The organism is Psychrobacillus sp. FSL H8-0483, assembly GCF_038637725.1.
GTDB lineage: Bacteria > Bacillota > Bacilli > Bacillales_A > Planococcaceae > Psychrobacillus.
In genome coordinates this window covers 1,712,417-1,733,355 of sequence record NZ_CP152052.1, presented here as the reverse complement: position 1 = coordinate 1,733,355, position 20,939 = coordinate 1,712,417, and the positions used below count along the sequence as shown (strand labels likewise).

19 protein-coding genes are annotated in these 20,939 nt (G+C 35.3%); 5 read left to right on the top strand and 14 right to left on the bottom strand.

The window, feature by feature from the left end; all coding sequences use genetic code 11:
- Positions 1–33: 33 nt before the first annotated feature.
- Together MHB48_RS08100 and MHB48_RS08095 are read right to left on the bottom strand one after the other, a co-directional pair.
- Positions 34–1,551: an amidohydrolase gene (locus MHB48_RS08100; protein WP_342600965.1), complete on the bottom strand. Its 1,518-nt coding sequence runs from the start codon at positions 1,549–1,551 to the stop codon at positions 34–36.
- The gene (locus tag MHB48_RS08095) at positions 1,548–2,117 is read right to left on the bottom strand and encodes a DUF1836 domain-containing protein (RefSeq protein WP_342600964.1); all 570 of its coding nucleotides are present in this window, start codon (positions 2,115–2,117) and stop codon (positions 1,548–1,550) included. Before MHB48_RS08095 ends, MHB48_RS08100 begins: the two co-directional genes overlap by 4 nt.
- 133 nt (positions 2,118–2,250) lie before the next feature.
- Here MHB48_RS08095 and MHB48_RS08090 point away from each other — a divergent pair, with 133 nt between their 5' ends.
- Positions 2,251–2,898, top strand: a complete 648-nt coding sequence (locus MHB48_RS08090) for a hemolysin III family protein (protein WP_342600963.1) — start codon at positions 2,251–2,253, stop codon at positions 2,896–2,898.
- Between the two features lie 42 nt (positions 2,899–2,940).
- On the opposite strand, the gene MHB48_RS08085 is transcribed toward MHB48_RS08090, so the two are convergent.
- Together MHB48_RS08085 and MHB48_RS08080 are read right to left on the bottom strand one after the other, a co-directional pair.
- A complete protein-coding gene (locus tag MHB48_RS08085) occupies positions 2,941–3,174 on the bottom strand; it encodes a hypothetical protein (RefSeq protein ID WP_342600962.1) in 234 nt (77 codons plus the stop codon).
- Between the two features lie 66 nt (positions 3,175–3,240).
- Positions 3,241–3,684 carry an OsmC family protein gene (locus tag MHB48_RS08080; protein ID WP_342600961.1) on the bottom strand — a complete coding sequence of 148 codons (444 nt, stop codon included), beginning with the start codon at positions 3,682–3,684 and terminating at the stop codon, positions 3,241–3,243.
- A gap of 84 nt (positions 3,685–3,768) precedes the next feature.
- Here MHB48_RS08080 and MHB48_RS08075 point away from each other — a divergent pair, with 84 nt between their 5' ends.
- A complete protein-coding gene (locus tag MHB48_RS08075; RefSeq protein WP_342600960.1) occupies positions 3,769–4,137 on the top strand; it encodes a hypothetical protein in 369 nt (122 codons plus the stop codon).
- Positions 4,138–4,179: 42 nt separating this feature from the next.
- Here MHB48_RS08075 and MHB48_RS08070 read toward each other — a convergent pair whose 3' ends face one another.
- The 9 genes from MHB48_RS08070 to MHB48_RS08030 form a co-directional block, all read right to left on the bottom strand.
- A complete protein-coding gene (locus MHB48_RS08070) occupies positions 4,180–5,913 on the bottom strand; it encodes an FTR1 family protein (RefSeq protein WP_342600959.1) in 1,734 nt (577 codons plus the stop codon).
- On the bottom strand, positions 5,891–7,165 hold the full coding sequence (efeB, locus tag MHB48_RS08065) for an iron uptake transporter deferrochelatase/peroxidase subunit (protein ID WP_342600958.1): 1,275 nt from the start codon (positions 7,163–7,165) through the stop codon (positions 5,891–5,893). Before efeB ends, MHB48_RS08070 begins: the two co-directional genes overlap by 23 nt.
- A 5-nt stretch (positions 7,166–7,170) precedes the next feature.
- Complete coding sequence (gene efeO / locus MHB48_RS08060) at positions 7,171–8,022, bottom strand: iron uptake system protein EfeO (protein WP_342600957.1); 852 nt, start codon at positions 8,020–8,022, stop codon at positions 7,171–7,173.
- A 130-nt stretch (positions 8,023–8,152) separates the two neighbouring features.
- Positions 8,153–9,697 (bottom strand): sensor domain-containing diguanylate cyclase, encoded by a 1,545-nt coding sequence (locus MHB48_RS08055; protein ID WP_342600956.1) that lies wholly within the window; start codon positions 9,695–9,697, stop codon positions 8,153–8,155.
- A 1,323-nt stretch (positions 9,698–11,020) separates the two neighbouring features.
- On the bottom strand, positions 11,021–11,728 hold the full coding sequence (locus MHB48_RS08050) for an ABC transporter ATP-binding protein (RefSeq protein WP_342601336.1): 708 nt from the start codon (positions 11,726–11,728) through the stop codon (positions 11,021–11,023).
- Positions 11,721–12,509 (bottom strand): ABC transporter ATP-binding protein, encoded by a 789-nt coding sequence (locus MHB48_RS08045; RefSeq protein WP_342600955.1) that lies wholly within the window; start codon positions 12,507–12,509, stop codon positions 11,721–11,723. The genes MHB48_RS08050 and MHB48_RS08045 overlap by 8 nt, the downstream gene beginning before the upstream one ends.
- Positions 12,499–13,449 carry a branched-chain amino acid ABC transporter permease gene (locus MHB48_RS08040; RefSeq protein WP_342600954.1) on the bottom strand — a complete coding sequence of 317 codons (951 nt, stop codon included), beginning with the start codon at positions 13,447–13,449 and terminating at the stop codon, positions 12,499–12,501. Before MHB48_RS08040 ends, MHB48_RS08045 begins: the two co-directional genes overlap by 11 nt.
- A gap of 11 nt (positions 13,450–13,460) precedes the next feature.
- Positions 13,461–14,336, bottom strand: a complete 876-nt coding sequence (locus MHB48_RS08035) for a branched-chain amino acid ABC transporter permease (protein ID WP_340919806.1) — start codon at positions 14,334–14,336, stop codon at positions 13,461–13,463.
- A gap of 88 nt (positions 14,337–14,424) precedes the next feature.
- A complete protein-coding gene (locus tag MHB48_RS08030; RefSeq protein ID WP_342600953.1) occupies positions 14,425–15,603 on the bottom strand; it encodes an ABC transporter substrate-binding protein in 1,179 nt (392 codons plus the stop codon).
- Between the two features lie 392 nt (positions 15,604–15,995).
- Between MHB48_RS08030 and pepF the strand changes: the two genes are divergently transcribed.
- Complete coding sequence (gene pepF / locus MHB48_RS08025; RefSeq protein WP_342600952.1) at positions 15,996–17,807, top strand: oligoendopeptidase F; 1,812 nt, start codon at positions 15,996–15,998, stop codon at positions 17,805–17,807.
- Between the two features lie 299 nt (positions 17,808–18,106).
- On the opposite strand, the gene MHB48_RS08020 is transcribed toward pepF, so the two are convergent.
- Positions 18,107–19,576: a DHA2 family efflux MFS transporter permease subunit gene (locus MHB48_RS08020; protein ID WP_342600951.1), complete on the bottom strand. Its 1,470-nt coding sequence runs from the start codon at positions 19,574–19,576 to the stop codon at positions 18,107–18,109.
- A gap of 183 nt (positions 19,577–19,759) precedes the next feature.
- On the opposite strand from MHB48_RS08020, the gene MHB48_RS08015 reads away from it, so the two are divergent.
- Both MHB48_RS08015 and MHB48_RS08010 read left to right on the top strand, forming a co-directional pair.
- On the top strand, positions 19,760–20,635 hold the full coding sequence (locus tag MHB48_RS08015; RefSeq protein WP_342600950.1) for a TetR/AcrR family transcriptional regulator: 876 nt from the start codon (positions 19,760–19,762) through the stop codon (positions 20,633–20,635).
- Positions 20,636–20,648: 13 nt separating this feature from the next.
- The gene (locus MHB48_RS08010; RefSeq protein ID WP_342600949.1) at positions 20,649–20,924 is read left to right on the top strand and encodes a hypothetical protein; all 276 of its coding nucleotides are present in this window, start codon (positions 20,649–20,651) and stop codon (positions 20,922–20,924) included.
- Positions 20,925–20,939 lie beyond the last annotated feature (15 nt).

Sequence of the window (20,939 nt, the reverse complement as noted above, 5' to 3'; positions counted from 1 at the left end):
TTATTTTTATACGATTGAAGGATATAAATAGTTTCATTCATCTATACCAAAAATAATTTCTCCGCTCACTATGGTCTTTATGACTTTCGCTGTTACAAAGGTATCTCGCGTTAATATTTGATCGACAATTGTAAAATCCGCATCAAACCCACTCCGTATTTTACCACGAACATCTTCTTTTCCAATTGCTTTTGCACTTCCAGTAGTAAATAAAGAGATTGCTTCAAAAACAGTAATAGCTTGCTCAGGTAAGTAAGAATTATTTACTGCAGCGTTCATACCTAGCAGAGGGTCCGCTAACTCTATTGGAGAATCAGAGCCCCCGGAGCATTCAAATCCAGCATGTAGTAATGATTTCCAGGCATATGCCCAAGTTAAGCGATCTTTGCCGAGTCGTTCGATAACCCACGGAAAATCTGATGGGACAAAGATTGGTTGGATATCAAGAACTAGCGGTAGTTTTTGCATTCTTTTCACTAAATCCGATCTTAGAACATTTACATGAATAAGTCGATCTTTTTTTCCGGTTGGTGCGGGATATTGCTCGATTAAATCTAAGATAATTTCTGTCGCTTTATCTCCAATGACATGGACAGCAATATTTTCGTTGTATTTGCGCACAAGCTTTACTAAATCCTTCAATTTCTCCGACTCGTGGACTGCCACCCCTTTCATATTTGGTGCGTCAGAATAGCCTTCAGACAGTAAAGCCGTATGCCCTCCTAATGAGCCATCAACAAAGATTTTCATAGCCCCAAATTCAATAAATGGAGAAGATTTCTCTCCTTGCATTTCTTCGAACGCTTCATGATGCCTTAATATGTGGACCCGAAAATTTTCGTTGATTGCTTCACGATAAGCCTGTAGTGGAACCCGATAGGCACCATAATAAGCCATGTCTTCTGTATGAACACCAGTTAAACCTTTTGATTGTAAATCCTTTACACTGGATACTATTATTTCTTTTAAATACTCAGAGCTAACAGGTGGAATATGAGCAGTAATTAATGGTTGGGCCTCATCGTAAAATAATCCATTTAGATTTCCTAGTTCATCTCTTCCAATTAGGCCACCAGGAGGATTTGGGGTATCTTTCGTAACTCCTGCTAATTCCATGGCTTTTGTATTTGCTACAAGTACATGTCTGCAAATTCTTTTCAACACAATAGGAGTTTCTTCTATAGAGACTAAGTCATGACAAGTAATCGGTCGGCCTTCTACCAATTTGTTATCATTCCATCCTTCTGTAACATACCATTTATGAGGACTTACTCGCGATGAAACTTCCTGAACAATCTTTTTAATAGAAGTAAAAGATGACAAATCTAAATAGGCTAATTTTTCTCCATGCCCAATAAGATGGATATGACTATCTACAAAGCCAGGGTACATAGCAGCACCTTTTAGCGACTGTACCTTATCAGCAAGAGGCAATAAATGCTCCTTTGTACCAATTTGAATTATCTTACCATCTTCCACTAATACTGCTTCTACCATATCTCCATCTGCATGCATCGTGAAAATAGATCCATCTGTCCAAAGTGTTTTCATTGCTTCGGCTCCTGTTCTTTTGCTATTAGGTCATCCACTAACAATTCCGCTGCTTTTCGATAGGCGTTACTCATATTTGCTAAGGATGCGATCAATAAAATATGTTTTAGATCTTCTTCTACTCCAAGCTGATCTATTTCATCCTCATGTCCCCTCATTTCTTCTAAAAAGTCCTCTGCATTTTTTTGCTGCAGTACTACCCAAGCAGAATAGAAATCTTCTAAATGAAAATCTTTCGTTGCCATCTTTTCATTTACAGGATCTAATGTTGATTTAACATCACTAATGGAAAGTGCTCCTTTTAGCTGGTAAATCAAGCTAATTAACATAATATGCTCCTTGGAATATTTTTTATTTTTAATAGGAAAAAATAATTTCCCTTTAGCATAGTTGTTTATCATCGTTTTAGTGAGAACTTTTTCATCTGTATTTCGCAGAGATTGACCAAATTTCGAATCAAATAATTGTATAACCTGATCCATATATAAATCAATGTCTGGTATTTCTTCTTTACGAATGGTAGCTTCTAGGCCTAGTCTATCGATTAGTTTTTCTGATTTACTCATATAAATTCCCCCGTTACTTCAATAAATATATCGTATCGCAAAATAGATAGTACGTAAACATTGACTATCTGTCAACATAGATATATCATTACAAGTAGTTACCAATACTACTTATCGATATGGAGGTATTCAATTGAACAATTATATGAGAGAACCATTTAACGGACTATCCCATTTATTTGGCGCAGTACTAGGAGTCATTGCATTAATAGCGATGATGATGAAGGGAGTAACATTAGGTGCTTCCACCTTAACAATTACTGCACTTATTCTATTTGGAGTTAGTATGATATTACTTTATGCTTCCTCCGCAATTTATCATATGGTCATTGCGAAAGATCATGTTATTCACATGTTAAGACGTCTGGATCATTCGATGATTTATTTGTTAATTGCAGGTACATATGCACCATTTTGCTTAATCGCATTAAAAGGAACGACAGGCTATGTCCTTTTCAGCCTAATTTCCCTAATGGCGTGTTTCGGAATTTTATTTAAAATGGTCTGGTTTAATTGTCCAAGATGGATATCAACAGTATTATACATTGGAATGGGATGGATTATTGTATTTTTGGCAGCCCCACTTGCAGAAATACTCGGAACACAGGGCTTATTCTTTCTAATACTAGGAGGAATTTTTTATACGATCGGTGGGGTTATCTACGGGCTAAAGCCAAATATTTCATTCATCCAAAAGCTAGGATTTCATGAGATTTTCCATATTTTCATTTTGCTCGGAACTATTAGTCACTTTATTTGCGTATTTGCATACGTTATATAATTTAATGTATAGCAAAACCGCTCATTCTTCTGAGCGGCTTTGCTATTTCAATAATTGATGAAATTCTTCTTTTGGAGACTCTAATCTCATCTGTTCTAGCTGAAGTTTCATTTTTTCCGTTTCAATGACGAAGTTTTCATATTTCAACTTTTCTAATTCAAGTTCATTTTCCAGAACTTTTGATTTGATTTTCGCTTTTTCTTCCAAATGAGCTAGTACTAATTTAATAATAGGAACTGAAAAAATAAGAATAACAGCAATCATACCAATCGACATAGCAATGCCCTCACTTTTTAATTACTAGAATACTTTAATTATACAGTAAATGTCATTTGAATGAAACTATTCACTTATTGCTTGTATAGTTGGTTCAACTTCTATATTTACATTACCTCGTAAAGCTTTACTTATCATGCATGTCTGCTCAGCTTTTAAAGCCAGTCTGTTAGTAATTGCCACATCTTTTTCATTTAACAGTGTAATTATAGGTCGATGAATAATTTTTTTGTATGTAAATACACCATTTGTCACATCCACAATAGCTGTTGACTCCATATCTAACTTCTCTTTTGCAATATTACTTCTTTCCATCATGGCTGCAAGCGTAATAATATAACAAGTTGCCGCTGCACCTAGTAACATTTCATCTGGGTTTGTACCTATTCCAGGACCTTCCATCTCTTTTGGTATAGAAATCTTTGTATGTAAGTTTGCTGTTTGAATTTCCCCTACATCATTTCGATTACCTGGCCAATTTGCTTTTAAGTGAAAATAATGTTCTGCCATTGTTTCATCTCCTTATTAAATTTTACTTTGTTGGATTCTCGTTTTATTTCCAGTATGATAGGTATAGGAAAGTAGGCGATTAAGTTGTTAAAAAATTACGGAAAAATTGCAGGTATTACAATTATTCTATCACTCTTTTTATTAATACTAGGTGTTAAATATGTGTTAGGCCAGGATTTAGTCGTTCAAAATTTTATTGCATTTGCAGTTATTTCAGTTCTCGTAGGCACAATAACTGGAGCACTTTTATTTTATAAACTTAAATTTGCTTATTATATTTTTACTGCTGGACTATTAATTGGTTTCATCGAACTTTTCCGATCATTTATTAGCGGTATGGATGGATGGGGAGACTTAATTGGAATTCTCTCCTTGTTTATCTTTACTGCATTTGGTTTAGTTATTGGACTTATAATAGAAGCAATTCTATATTTTATAAGAAAAAACAAGTAAAAAGAAGTTTTTCCGCCGTTTTAGCGGGAAAAACTTCTTTTCTTATTTCTTCCGAAGAAGATTCCAAATAACCACACCAATTAACAAAACTTGCGGTATAATTGTTTCCCAAGTTGGATAAAACCCAATTGAACTGATGACAGGCAGATGATCCACCCTAGTCATTGGAAGCACACTAGTTAACTGCAATGTATGCACACTTACTCCAATAATTTTAAATGCTAATATATATATTAGCACCGTTGCTACGATAAAGAATCGATGAATAGGTATTTTTCCACTTACTTTTATTAATACAATAGCAAAAACAGCTAATAGTGCTAATGCAATTAGAATTCCAATACTTAATTCAAGGGTAGACATTTTAGGTGCGATACCTGCATAGAAAATAATCGTTTCTGCTCCTTCCCTAAATACAGAGAGAAAACTGACAAAGGCCATTGATACAATACTACTAGTAGAAATAGCATGATTCATTTGGGTTTGAATATATTTATTCCATGCGTTTATGCTTGATTTATTATGTAGCCAAACACCAACACCTAACATAAGGACAGCTGCCCCTAAGCCTACATATCCTTCCATTATCTCTCTACTTGTACCGGCAGAAACCGATTGTAAAATTGTAGAAAGTATAATTGCTGCAATAGCACTTACAACTAATCCAGAAAATGCACCAACATAGATCCACTTTTTCTGATTCTCTTGGTTAGCTTTCTTTAAGAATGCGATTAAAGCAATAATAATGAGTAAAGCTTCCAAACCTTCACGGAGTAATATTAAAGCAGAATCCCAATACGTATAGTTCGAAGTCGTTTGAACTAGTTCGATATCTTTAATAAGTGAATCAATCGATTCAGTAATTCTTTGTTGATCCACTGTATCTTTTGAGAGATCACTTACAAGGAGGGGGACTTTACTTTCAATTTCCGTATAAACTGAAGCATTTTTTGTACGAATATCGCCTTCCACATTTGGCCAAATTTCAATAAATTCTACTAAACTATCGGCCGCTTTATCATAGGACTTCTCCTCAATAAAGTCTATACTTTCTTTCAATAAACCTATTAAAGTAGCTACAGAGTAATTTCCAGTTGTGCCTTGTACCACTTTCCCAGCAACAAAATCATCTATTGCATTCGTTAATGTATTGAATTGTCCTTGGAGTTGGTCCAAATCTAATTCGTCCTCCGCTAATGTAATGCGCATAAAAGCTACTTGCGTCTCTATTTTTCCGTAGCTAGCAATATCTAACTCTCTTACTGGACGTTCATTTTTTGTCCATGTAGCTACAAATTTTGTGTACTCTTGCAAAATCGCAGTCTGATTATTTGTAGCTATTACTTCCTTTAGTTTATCAATAGCTGGTTGAATTTCTGTACCGAAATTTGTTCGTTCTGCAAGTTCATCTACTGGATTTTGTTCTTTTTCAAGTGCCGCTAGACCTTTCGCAAGTTGTTGTAAATTCGCTAAACGTTCTTCTGCATTGTTAGCTTCGTATGCACGATTATAAGCATCGTTAATTTGGTTAGCAGCTTCACTATTTGGAACATTCATTTCTGTCCACTGTTTTTCAAACGATTCTAGTGCTTCCTTGGCCTTTACATCGTCTTCTTTTTTAGTTTCCATGATGGCATCACTAATCGTAATATACAATTCACTAATGGTAGTTGTAGTAGTAGCAGTAGTAGCTTGAGCAGGCAAAACACTCACTACCAATATAGTAATAACTACAATTAATGCACTAGATAATTTATGCTTTAAAAAGTGATTCACCGATAAAACTCCCCTTTTGAATACCAGGGAAGCAAGCGAAAATTGCACTGCCTCGATGGGTAATGTATTCATTTAATTTATCTATTCTACCCAAGCTGTTCTGAATATTAATGAATTGTTTTGGATGCTTTTGAAATGAAATAAATAATAGTCCAGTATCAAAAACTCCTGTTTTTGGGTCTATTCCACTCGAATAAGAATATGACCTCCTTAACATGCGATCCTTTACTTGTTTCGCTAAATGCACATGAGAAGTTATTGGCACAATAGGTTCTCCATTCGAATCTTTTCGAGTTAACTCCATATCTTCAAACTCTTCTTTTTTACCTAATGGTGCACCACTATCACGATGGCGTCCAAAAGTAGCCTCTTGTTCTCCTAATGCTGTACGATCCCAAGTTTCTAGATGCATTTGAATTCTTCTTGCTACTAAATAGGTTCCACCAGTCATCCATGGAACAGATTCTTTGGACTGAACCCAAACAACTTCATCCATTTCTTTCTCATCTTTTACATTAGGATTTCCAGAACCATCTTTAAAAGCAAATAAGTTTCTTGGTGTCTGTTTTTTATTTTTTTCTACTGGAATTGAATTAAACCCAGATTGTGTCCATTTTAACGTTACTTTTCCTGAAGCTGCTCGAATTAGATTTCGTACTGCATGAAAAGCAACTTGCGGATCGTCCGCACACGCTTGTATACACAAATCACCATTTGAAAAATTTTCATCGAGCTGGTCTTTAGGAAAATGAGGTAATACTTCTAACTCTGATGGTTTTAAGTTTGCTAAATCTAGTTTTGAATTTTTAAAAAGAGTTGGACCAACACCAAATGTGAGCGTTAAGTTTGAAGCGGAAAGACCAACTGCTTCCCCTGTGTCTTTTGTTGCTAAATAAGAATTGTTAGTTGGCTCTGCAATTTCTTCTCCATTCATCATTCGAACAGCTAATGGTGTCCACATTTCGAATAATTCTTTCAGCTCTTCTTTGGATGTCACAATGACATTTAAAGAGGCAAAATAAATATGTTTTTGTACGTTTGTAATAACGCCAGACTGATGATTCCCGTAAAAAAGTTCTTTATCAGTAGCAGTTAGATCGTCTTCCACTACAGAGTAACCTAAAGAATTCGCTACGGTACTTAAACCCGTTGCACCGATTAGAACACCAGCAGTCCCAGCTCCGGTTAACTTAAGCATTTGTCTTCGATTCATTTTCTGTTTGAACAGACCGTCTTTTTGCATTTTGTCCATCTATCTCACTCCATAATGATCCCCATTTGACTTAACGGTTCTCCTAATTGATTAACAGCTTCTGCAAGAACTTTTGTATCTTCATTCGTTAACTCTTCATAAGAAACAAAAACACCATTGCCATCTTCATATTTTGCTAATAAAGCATTGATATTTTTAAATTTCTCCTCTAATTCACTCACTAAGTTTGCATCTTTTTCTTTAATTTTCTCTTCTAAAATTGTAAATATTTTTTCGGCACCTTCGATGTTTGCTTTAAAGTCGTATAAGTCTGTATGTGAATATATTTCTTCTTCGCCTGTAATTTTGGAAGTAGATACTTCATTTAATAAATCTACTGCACCAGTAATCATTAAATCAGGTGTAACATCTACTGTTTCTACACGTGCACGAAGCTCTTTTGCATCCTTTAATAATTGATCTGCAGTGCCCTCATAGCCTGTAGTAGTGTTTTCTACCCAAAGCCCGTATTCGATCTTATGATAACCCGACCACTCTTTTTCCGTTTTTCCTTCATCTTCTAAATCCGCAAGTCTAGCATCAATTCGTGGATCTAAATCTCCGAAACTTTCCGCAATTGGTTCTGAACGTTCAAAATACATACGTGCATTTGGATAAATTTCTTTCGCTTTATCGATGTCTCCGGCTTTTACAGCTTCAACAAACTTTTCTGTTTCAGTTACAAATAAATCCATCTGTTCAAGGGCAAATGATTTATAATTTTCCAATTCTTTATTTAAGTCCACCGATTGTACAGTTGAATCCTTATCATCTGTAGCCTGTTCATTTGAATTACCACAACCTGTTATTAAAATACTAGTTATTAATAATGAAGAAATTAACACTGATTTTTTCATATTCATCCTTCTTCCTTTTATACTTTCCTTTAATAATGATAATCATTTTCATTTAAATGTCAATCAACTTTTTTTAAAAATAAAAATGGCTTTAGCTAGGATGCTAAAACCATTGTAAAATCTATACTATTTATGTAGCAATAACTGTTTTATTTCTTCCTTGTGATTTCGCCAAATATAAAGCCTCATCAACTCGTTGCATTAAATCACTTAAACTTTCTTTCGTTATTTTGTGTTCAGCCACACCAGAAGAAATGGTTATTTTCTTTTTAGTAGGTGGAATGCTAGTTTCTATTTCTATTCTTAGTTTCTCTGCAAGCATATATGTATCCTGTAGAAGCGTGCCTGGAAGAATAATAATAAATTCTTCTCCTCCAAGTCTTATACATACATCCTTTTTAGTAGAAGTAGACTGCATTTTGTTTGCTAAAAACTTTAATACTTCATCCCCTGCATTATGCCCAAATTCATCATTAACTCTTTTAAAATGATCGATATCAATCATAATTACGGAAAACAATTGATGATGTTCCAATAAATCTGCAAAAAGTAATTCAGAATATCTTCTATTTTTCAAACCTGTTAGTGGATCCGTTAACGATTGATGTTTAAAATCTGCAACTGTTTCTTCCTGCTTTTTATGATAATTCTCAATTGTTTCTGTAAGTTGTTTTGCTTCAAAATACCAAGTCGATAGTTTTAGCTTTTCTAGATTCGTATCTTCATTTTGAGAATCCAATGTAAATAACGCTAACTTTTTCAAAGGAGAGGCTAATCGCTCAGATAGTAAAAATGCTAATACGAAGAATAAGCATACAAACGGTAAGGAATAAAAAAACATTTTAAACATAATCCCATTTAAAGGATTGAGACTGCTTTCATACGGGGTCTGGGATACAACGCCCCACTCACTAGCAGGTATATATGTAAACCCTGCAAGAAATTGCTCACCTTGTGTATTAAATACCTCAATTGAACCACTTTCTTTTTTCATTAAACTTTGAACAACCATATTTTTTTGAACGCTTTCTCCAATTCTATCTTTTTCTGGATGATAAATTAAAGTACCTTCTTTATCGACAACAAATACATAAGAACCATCTTCACTGAAATGCTCTGCTAAAATATTTTGAATGAAGTTGTCTTCCTGCAAATAAATTGTCCCATTTAACATTCCAAGATAATTATTAGCATCATCAAAAAGAGGTGTGGAGATTAGAATTACTAAGCGACCTGTAACAGCTTTATATGGTGTAGTAATAATACTTTCTTTTTTCAAAAGGGCCTCTTGAACTCCAGCAGAATCGATTTTATTACCGGCAATCCCTATATTAGGAGAAGTCGCTATAGCTACCCCATTATTTCCAATAACAGAAAGGGAGTTGAAGTTTTTTCCACTTATTAATAATTGATCTAATATGTTGGTAAGCTCTTTTGGGTCATCCATATGTTTAATCACATCTGGTTTTCTTGCTTCTAAATTTGCTTGCATGGATTCAAACACTTCTTCAGACATCTGCGCAAGCTTTAAAGAATATACTTCATTTTGCTTTAATGAATTTTCTATTAAACTTTTTTTCGTAACAATATAGCTTGAAAATAAAGAACTACTGAGAATTGCAATCATTGAAAAAGTAATAAGAGTCAGTATCCAAAATCTGAGTGTTTTCTTCATTGTACCTCCAAAAAAAACGCATATTAGTCTATAATAACACAAAATATGTCAATAGAACTATAGAAAAATGGAATTTATTCTTTATAAAACCTATCATTACAATTTAGAAAAGAGCATTCGTTCCCTATAAGTGCAAAAACTGTTTTGTATCGTTTTAGGAGGTCTTTGGACAGACTTATTGCTATATCATTACCGATTAATTTTTAAGAGAGGCTGATCGTGACTGATGTCACGACCAGCCTCTCTTTTCTCGGTAATCTTATGGCGTTTGTCTGTCCGTCGCCCTCCTTCAACAAGACGAATAAGGTTAAGATCTTTTTGGATAATGAGTGAATAGATGCTTTCCAACTCATAAAGCTTCTGAGGAGGACAGTCTATGTTCGCGACTTCATGATGCTCCTGCGCAAAGCTCGTCGCAAAATACAAGAACATTTCGCAACGACTGTCTGACCCGCATCGTGCGGGACTCCGTAGATGCAATTTCGGTTGCTCTAGTATTCCTCTATGTAATAGATGCTAACTATTTTTTGCCATATACTCTTTTACCAGTAGAAGAAAATTATCAGAAATGCTCTTCTTAAAGATTCTTGCTAGCTACCAGGTACATCTCCTCTACCTTACCTTGTATACAATCCACTGCATTATACTATCGTTCAAAGTACCAGTGACTTTATGCACTCAAAAACTATATACTTCCTATCTTTTAGTTATCCTTTCTTTTATGATTGATTTGAAAACATTTACTTGATTGTAGTGGAAGACGGCTACTCCAGCGGAGGCCAACAGGATGTTGGTCACGAAGGCGTTGCCACATGAGGTGGCGCTCTTAGCCTTCGTTCCTTTTTAAACACTCTATGGGAATATCACATTTCTCACTTTTTAGGTGATGGCTCATCGCTCACCCCGCGGAAAGCGTCCGCCTGGAACGGAAAATTATATACTTTCTTATTCTTTTAGAAAAGCGCATTCGCGCCTTATAGTTGCAATAACTATTTTAAGACGTTCCCGGATTGATTTTGGAATGGACTTTCGCTACATCATTACCGCGCGATTCTCCTCCCCTTTTTCGGTAATCCTGTGGCTATCGTCCTTCCGTCGCCCTCCTGTAACTTTAGGTAACAGGATAGTGCTGTTTTGGATAATGTGAGAATAGATACTCTCTTATTCATGTTGAAGGCTCCCGAAGTTGATTTCCGGGAGCTTTATTAACTCTCTATAAATGAATATTGTCTATTTTTCGATCACTTGCTCTGTTTGCAAGTGTAAGAAATCATTAAAAAAAGCTTTCATTAAGTTATTACAACTTAATGAAAGCTTTTGAACTTAATGTCCACCTAAGTATGCTTGCCTTACTTCCTCACTACTTTGTAATTCCTTAGCGGAACCAGAAAGTACAACTCTACCTGTTTCAATTACATATCCCCGATTTGCCACAGAAAGTGCCATATTTGCATTTTGTTCCACTAATAAGACTGTTGTGCCCTCTCGGTTAATATCTTCAATTACTTGAAAAATAGTTTTAACCATTAATGGAGCAAGACCCATGGATGGCTCATCTAATAATACTAGTTTGGGCTTCGCCATAATGGCACGACCCATTGCTAGCATTTGCTGCTCACCACCAGAAAGTGTTCCTGAATGTTGTTTTTTACGCTCTAAAAGTCTTGGGAAAATATCATATACCTTTTGCATATCGGTATGAATCCCAGCTTTATCTTTACGTAAAAATGCTCCTAATTCTAGGTTTTCTTCCACAGTAAGATTTGCGAAAACACGACGTCCTTCTGGAACATGTGAAATTCCTGCTTTTACAATTGACTGAGCTTGTTTACCAGAAATAGACTTATCGAGAAATTCGATTTTCCCATTTTTGGGCTTTAGTAATCCGGATAAAGTTTTAAGTAATGTGCTTTTGCCAGCACCATTTGCACCAATTAATGTTACAATTTCTCCTTGATTTACTTCAATGGAAACATCTCGTAACGCCTGAATATTTCCATAATATACATCTATATTTTCTACTTTAAGCATTGTCATCGTGAACTTCCTCCCCTAAATAAGCCTCAATAACCTTAGGATGGTTACGGATCTCTTCTGGTGATCCTTCCGCAAGAAGTTGACCATGGTCAAGCACATAAATTCTTTCACAAACACCCATTACTAAGTTCATATCATGTTCAATAAGTAAAATAGTCAGATCAAACTTTTCACGAATAAATGCGATTAAATCCATCAATTCCTTTGTTTCTTGTGGGTTCATACCTGCCGCCGGCTCATCTAATAAAAGAAGTTTTGGCCCAGCAGCTAGTGCACGAGCAATTTCTAGTCTACGTTGCTGACCGTAGGGTAAATTTTTTGCTAGTTCATCTTTATACCTGTCTAATTTAAAGATTTTCAGAAACTCAATGGACTTTTCCTCCATTTCCTGTTCACCTTTAAAGTGAGAAGGAAGACGTATAACAGAACTCAAGATGGAGTGTTTTGCAAGTGAATGATACGCAACTTTTACATTATCTAAAACCGTAAGTTCATTAAACAAACGTATATTTTGAAAGGTCCTACTAATTCCTAATCTTGTTACTTTGAACGGAGGTAAACCATTAATTCGTTTTCCATCAAACAGAATATCTCCTTCTGTCGGTAGATAAACACCAGTCAATAAGTTAAAACTAGTAGTTTTCCCTGCACCATTTGGTCCGATTAACCCAACTAACTCTCCTTGATTTAAAACAATATTTAGATCCTGGACAGCTTTTAAACCACCAAAACGAATGCCTGCATTTTTAACTTCTAACAACGCTTTACTTTCCATGTTGACCGCCCCCTTTTGGCGTTCTCCAAAGTTTGAAATAATCCGTAATTTCCATCGTCCCCATTAGTCCTTTTGGACGATAAAGCATAACAAGTATTAAGACAAGACTATAAATAATCATTCGTGTTTCAGGATATTCTTGAAGATACGTCGAAACAACAGTGAGTAATATTGCAGAAAGGACAGCACCCGATAAACTTCCAAGTCCTCCAAGTACAACGAAAATTAATATATCAAATGATTTTAAAAAACCAAATTGACTTGGTTGAATGATATAAAAGTTATGTGCATATAATGCCCCGGCGACTCCTGCAAAGAAGGAACCAATGGCAAATGCAACTACTTTATAGTAGGTTGTGTTAATTCCCATTGCATCGGAAGCAATTTCATTTTCACGGACAGAAATCGCTGCAATTCCATGTCTTGAATTAGTAAAGTTTACTATTACCAAAATAGTAATAACCAAGCAGATAAATACATAAGTCCATGTAGTTAAATGCGACACCTGCATCCCAGCGGCTCCACCAACATAGTCAATATTTAAGAATACAATTCGAATAATCTCTGCAAAACCGAGAGTCGCAATTGCCAAATAATCTCCTTTTAATCTTAAACTTGGAATACCGACAATTAGACCAGCTAATGCAGCCACAATACCTCCAACGATTATAGCTACAACAAAGGGAAGATCTAGCCTCATTGTAACGATTGCCGAAATATATGCACCTACAGCTAAAAATCCTGCATGCCCTATGGAGAATTGTCCCGTAATACCAATAACTAAATGTAGGCTTACTGCTAAAATTATGTTAATGGAAATAACTATTAGCGTATTTGAGTAAAATTGATTCAACGTTCCATTAAATATAAGGAATTGAACAATTACATAAACTAAAACAGCTACGGCTATAAATGACCAAAATTGTTTTGATTTTTTCATAATTAAACCACCTACACTTTCTCTCGTGTATTTTTTCCAAAGATTCCTGATGGTCTAAAAATCAGAATTAATATTAAAATGACGAATGCCGCAGCGTCTCTCCATAAAGAGAAACCTAACGCACTAACAATCGTTTCAACAACTCCGAGTACCAATCCACCTATCATTGCTCCAGGTATTATTCCAATACCTCCAAGTACTGCAGCTACAAATGCCTTCACTCCAGGAATAACACCCATTAAAGGATCAATCTTTGTATAATACACTCCAAAAATAACACCTGCCGCACCCGCTAAAGCAGAACCAATAGCAAATGTTGCAGAAATCGTATTATCTACATTAATGCCCATTAGTTTTGCTGCTTCTGTATCATGTGAAACAGCTCTCATTGCTTTACCCGTTTTTGTTTTATGTACAATAAATTGGAGAAGGATCATTAATACTACAGAAACGGAAAGAATTAGTATCGATTGAATACTAATTTGAGCACCCAAAAATTCAAATGAACGATTTGAAAATACATCTGGATACGCCTCTGGTTGAGCCCCTCTAATATAAATAACGCCATATTCAATTAATAAAGATACCCCAATTGCCGTTATAAGTGCTGCAATTCTAGTTGCATTGCGCAAACGTTTATACGCAATTCGTTCAATAATAACGCCAAATAGAGCACATGCTGCCATCGAAATGATGAGCGCAGGGAAAAACCCTAATCCAAAAACTGTAATCGAATAAAAGCCAATAAAAGAACCAACCATGAACACGTCTCCGTGAGCAAAGTTAATTAATTTAATAATTCCATACACCATCGTGTAACCAAGCGCAATTAATGCATATATACTTCCGAGTGAAATACCATTAATCAACTGTTGAATCCATTCCATTAAATTTCACTCCTTTTGTTCAATATTCCAACTAGTATAAAAATAGAAAAGGAGGGACATAATCCCTCCAATATATTACAAGTTAATCTTAAGGATTAACTTTCGTGTTAAATACTTGTGCTCCATCTACGAATTCAATAATCGTAGCAGATTTAATTGGATGATGATTTTCATCAACAGAATACAATCCTGTAACTAGTTCTAATTTATCAGTAGCTTCTAGTGCTTCTTTAATCTTTGTTCCATCAGTTGAACCAGCACGCTCGATTGCATCTTTTAATAGATAAACTGTATCGTATCCAAGCGCATTAAATGAGTTAGGTGCTTTTCCATATTTTTCAGTAAACTTGTCTGCAAATTCTTTAGCTTTTCCTTCTGGATCCTCTGATGAATAAGCAGCAATAAGATACGTATTGTTTAATGCATCTGCACCCGCTAAGTCAACGATTGTAGGAGAATCCCAACCGTCCGCACCCATTAATGGAACTGTAATCCCTAATTCACGGGCTTGTTTAACGATTAAACCAACTTCTTCGTAATAGCCTGGAATAAAGATGAAGTCTGGATTAGATGCTTTAATACGTGTAAGCGTCGAACGGAAATCAGTATCTTTTGCCACATAAGATTCTTCAGCAACAATTGTGCCTCCTGCAGCTTCAAAATCTTTAATGAAAGACTCAGCAAGACCCTTCGCATAATCACTTGCATTATCCGCATAGACTGCAACATTTTTTACTTTTAATTCGTTAGCAGCAAAGTTAGCAGCTACTGTACCTTGGAAAGGATCGATGAATGCCGTACGGAATGTGAATGGATTTACTTCACCTTTTTCTGATACTGTAACAGTCGTACTTGTACCTGAAGGTGAAATCATTGGTGTTTTTGTGTCAGTAGCAATTTGCACTTGAGCCACTGAGTTACCGCTTGTTGCTGCTCCAATTATCGCAACTACTTTGTCTTGATTAGTTAATTTAATCGCTGCACTAGTTGCTTCCGCTGCATCGGATTTATTATCTACTTTAATGAGTTCGATTTGTTTTCCATCAATTCCACCATCTTTATTGATTTCTTCAACAGCTAAGTCGATTGCATCTGCTTCGGATGAACCATATGATGCTACTGCTCCAGATAGTTCTAAGTTAACACCAATTTTAATTGTGTCTCCTCCTTCAGAACTACCCCCCTCTTCTCCAGTGCCACATCCTGCAAGTACTCCCACTAATAAGGAAGAAGCAAGAAATAGTGATGCAAATCTTGATTTTTTCATCTTTTAAACCCCCATTTTTAGTTTGATAATTCTGAAAATATAAGTTATACTACTTCTTTTTTATTTCTCAGCAGTAGTACTTCAGAATCTATCAAGTTGTGTTAACAATCTCATTGTAAAACAAAGTTCATATTCAGTCTATATAAATTTTTAGATTAATTAAGATATTTAGAATATTACTTCAATATAAGGTTTATTTAATATAGTAAAATTCTCATATGACAGTAGAATCTGTTAGCATTTACTACTCCTGAAAATTGCATGATATCATTTTGAAATTCTACTAATATAAAAAAATATTAATTGGAAAATTAGAAAAATGATTACTTTTTAATTTTTGTTCGTTATACTTATCAATAGTTCGACATCCGTAATAATAAGGAGAGATGAATATGGTTCAAAGTATGCCAAATCGTTCAGAAATTAATGTAGAAGAAACGTGGAATTTAAAGGATTTATTTGCAACAGAAGAAGATTTTACGGGCGCTTTAACAGTAATAGAAAAAGAGGTTCAAGCATTTGTAAGCCGTTTTAAAGGCACAATCGATACTCCCGCTACTGTTGTGGAAGCATTAAAAGCATTCACATCCATTTATGAGAAAATTGTTCCAGCAGGTGCTTATGCTAGCCTTTCCCTTAGCACTGATCAAACAAATACCGATGCACAAATGAGAGCAAGTAAATTTGGTTCACTTTCCGCAAAAATTGGTAGCGAATTATCATTTTTAAATAGTTCCTTAGTAGAACTTCCGGATGAAACGATCCAAGAAGCAATTGCTCTCTCCCCTACATTTCAGCATTACTTAGAAAAACTGCTGCAAAAGAAAAAATACCAACTACATCCAGAAGTAGAAAAGACATTAGCAGCTTATTCCGCTTCCTTTAGTGCACCTTATAAACTATATGATACGACCAAAATGTTAGACATTTCGTTCGATAATTTTGAAGTAAACGGAGAAACCTATCCACTAAGTTATGTTTCGTTCGAAAATGACTGGGAAGCGGAATCCGATCCTGCTATTAGAAGAGCTGCATTCGATTCTTTCTCCGCAAAACTAAAAGAATATCAACATACGACAGCAAAAACGTATGATATGCATCTTCAAATGGAGAAAACAACAGCTGATATTCGTGGATACGAAACCATCTTTGATTATTTATTATTTAACCAAGAAGTAGACCGATCATTATATAATCGACAAATTGATTTGATCACGAAAGAACTTGCACCACATATGCGCAAATATGCGAAGCTGCTTCAACAAGTGCATGGTCTAGACAAAATGACGTTTGCTGATTTGAAAATCTCATTGGATCCAACGTATGAGCCGAAAATTTCTGTCGAAGAGTCTAAAAAATATATTGATGATGCTTTATCTGTAATGGGTGAGGAGTACATCGAGATGGTAGATCGTGCTTACAAAGAGCGTTGGATTGACTTTGCACAAAACAAAGGTAAATCGACTGGCGCATTTTGTTCCAGTCCTTATGGAAACCATCCATACATCCTAATTTCCTGGTCAAGCCGTATGAATGAGGTATTTGTGCTGGCTCACGAGCTTGGACATGCAGGTCATTTCTATTATGCAAATAAAGAACAAAATATATTTAATGCACGCCCTTCTCTATACTTTATTGAAGCTCCTTCTACGATGAATGAAATGCTTGTTGCGAATCATCTCTTGGAAAATTCGAATGATCCTAAATTTAAACGTTGGGTTATCTCTTCCATTGTTGCGCGTACGTATTATCATAATTTCGTCACTCATTTATTAGAAGCTGCCTATCAACGTAAAGTATATGACCGTGTGGATCAAGGGTTAAATGTCAATGCTCAAATTCTAAATGAATTCAAACGAAGCGTGCTAGAAGAGTTTTGGGGAGATGCAGTGGAAATAACAGACGGAGCTGAGCTAACATGGATGCGTCAACCGCATTATTATATGGGATTATATCCATATACGTATAGCGCCGGGTTAACCATCTCCACACAAGTTTCAAAGCGTATTCTAGCAGAAGGACAAACAGCTGTAGATGAGTGGACAAATGTGTTAAAAGCTGGTGGGACAAAATCGCCTGTAGAACTCGCTCAAATGGCAGGAGTTGATATAACAACCGACGAACCATTGCGCGATACAATCGCTTATATTGGATCATTAATTGATGAGTTAATTACACTTACAGATGAAATTAATCAAAACTAAAAGCGGCTGTCCAATAAGCCCATAAATTGAAGCAGGTGTAGAAAAACGAGTCTTTTTCTACACCTGTTTTTTTGTATACTTTTTATTAAACTACTATTTTTTGTAGGGAATTGATTGTAGTGGATGACGGCGACTCCAGCGGGAATAGCGTGAGCTGAAGGCCCCGCAGGAGCGAAAGCGACGAGGAGACTGAAGCCATGCCCGCGGAAAGCGTCCGTCTGGAACGGAAATCAATACATTAGAAAAGGGACCATCTCTCAGTCAATGTATGACTTTAGAGACAGCCCCTTTTTATTGAATTAGCTTTTCTTTGTTACAACTGTTCGTTTTACAAAGAGAGATAATATCAAGGCAACAACAGTTACAACTGTTGCAATAAAGAATGTGTAGTTAATTCCTTCTAACATTGCTTGCATACCAATTTGTGCTTGAAATTGTGCAAAAGCATCTGAAGCAGTCGGAACATTTCCTGCAGCTGCGGCATCTGCTGCAAGTACTTTAGCTGTTGATTCCATTTTTGAATTCATAATCGTAATAAATATAGCAGACCCAATTGCACCAGACACTTGTTGTAACGTACTATTCGTCGCAGTACCATGAGGATTTAAATTCATAGGTAACTGATTTAACCCATTTGTCATAATCGGCATCATTACCATGGACATACCGAACATACGAATCGTATAAACTGCCATGATATAGTAGTAATCTGAATCCATTCCTAAATTACTCATCAAATACGTTCCAATTGAAGTAATTATAAGACCTATAACTGCTAATATTCGCGCACCAAATTTATCAAATAGCTTCCCTGTAATTGGAGACATAAGTGCCATCGCTAAAGCACCTGGCAACATTAACAAACCTGAATGTAATGGTGAAATCCCTCGAATTGTCTGTACATATAGAGGTGTTAAAATCATCCCAGAGAACATTGCTGCCGATACAAAGATTGAAATAACAGACGATAGCGCAAACATTGGATATTTATAAATACGTACATCTAACATTGGTTCTTCTAATTTTAATTGTCTCAAAACAAACCAGATTAACGAAAGAACACCAATAATTATTGTTCCATAAACAATCGGTGCATCCCACCCTTTATCTGATGCTGAACTAAATCCATACAGTAGAGCACCAAAACCTATACTTGATAGTACAAGTGAAAACACATCTAATTTTACTTTACTGTTTGAAGTAATATTGCGGAATTTAAAGATCGCTAATAATAAAACGATGATTGCTAATGGGAGAACAAATTCAAATAAAGCTCTCCAATCATAATGCTCTATGATGAATCCAGATAATGTTGGTCCAATTGCTGGTGCCGAAATCATTACAAGTCCAAACATACCCATAGCTGCCCCGCGGCGCTCAATAGGAAATGCTGTTAACATCACATTCATTAGTAAAGGCATTAACATTGCTGATCCAGCTGCTTGAATCATTCGAGCCAAAATCAATACCCAAAACTCTGGTGCAATTACTGCTAAAAGTGTACCTAGAGTGAATAAAACCATCGCTGTAATAAATAATTTTCTATTCGTAAATCTTTGTACGAAAAACGCACTAGCTGGTATCAAGATACCATTTACTAACATGTACCCTGTCGTTAACCATTGAACCATGGATGGTTTTACATTAAATTCAACCATAATTGTTGGTAACGCCACATTTAATAATGTGTTATTTAAAAAGGCGATGAATGCCCCTACAAATAAGATAGCAATCATTGCATATGGCGGTTTTTTTTGTATTTCGTTCATTCTTATGTTCCTCCCATTTAAACTATCAGTATATATTTTGTACATCGAGTATACCACTTTGAACATTTTATACGCATAGTCCAAAAAATGCAATCATGAAAAGCGCTTACATTAATAAATATTTGATATTAGTGCTATTAGAAGTTAAAATAAGAATTATACTAAAGGTCTAAAGGTGAGAAAATGGTGAATAATAGAAAACGAAACGTACTATTAACTGCACAACGTCTCTTTACCGAAAAAGGATATGCAGCAACATCGGTCCAAGATATTATTGATGAAAGTAAAATTTCTAAAGGAACTTTTTATAACTATTTTTCATCTAAAAATGAATGTATTATAGCTATTATTGAAAATGCAGAAGAAGAAACTGCCTTAAAAAGAAGAGAAATGCTTGTTCAACAAGAAATTAAGAATAAGGATATCCTAATTAAACAGTTATCAGTTAAAATGGAATTTTATCGTGAACGTAATTTGATACCTATTTTTGTAGCTATATTTCATTCTCAGGATTCTGATCTTAGAGAGGTTATAAAAAGAAATCATTATGAAGAAGTTAAATGGCTAGCTACCCGATTAGTAGATGTGTTTGGAGAAGAAACCAAAAAAATTTCTGTCGATTGTGCCGTCCTAATGCTAGGCATGATTCAACAAGTACAGCATCCATGGACTGTAAAATCAAGACAAATTTCTGTTTACGAATTAGTTACATATGTGTTGAAACGTGTGGAATCCATCATCTATGATATGGTGAAATCACAAGATTTACTTATTGATTCTTATACATTTAACCACTATTATGACGATGTTCAGGTGACAAAAGGCGAGGTAATTTTACAACTTAATGCTTTTTATAAAACGCATAAAATAGATTTAAAAGTGAAAGAGCAACAATTAATTGAATTTCTATTAGAGGAACTAAATTCTACAAATCCACGAAAGTTTTTATTGGAAACAGTTATCTCTTCCTTTTCCAATTCATTTGACCAGAATACGCTCGATCAACAAGCAAAAGAAATTTCTTCAAATTTATGGAAAATTATTGATTCCATCGGGTAAAGGACGGAATAAAATGTCGAATCCAGTAATTCAACGATATGAGGAAGACGAACAAGTAATGATTCAACTTTATGTACAATGGTGTGTAAATCATGAAATGGATGCGAAAGTATTATACGAGCATGCTTATCCTGCTCAAATAGAAAACGTCGCTCTTTTGAAGGCATTGGGTGAAGTCGAAAAAGATTCCTTACATGTAGACACTGAAACCGTTCTTCAAGTTCTCCAACTTTTTGGAAATGATGACTTAGCTTTTGTCGTTTCAGAGGCTGCACTTCATATGAAATAAGTGAAGACAAGACTA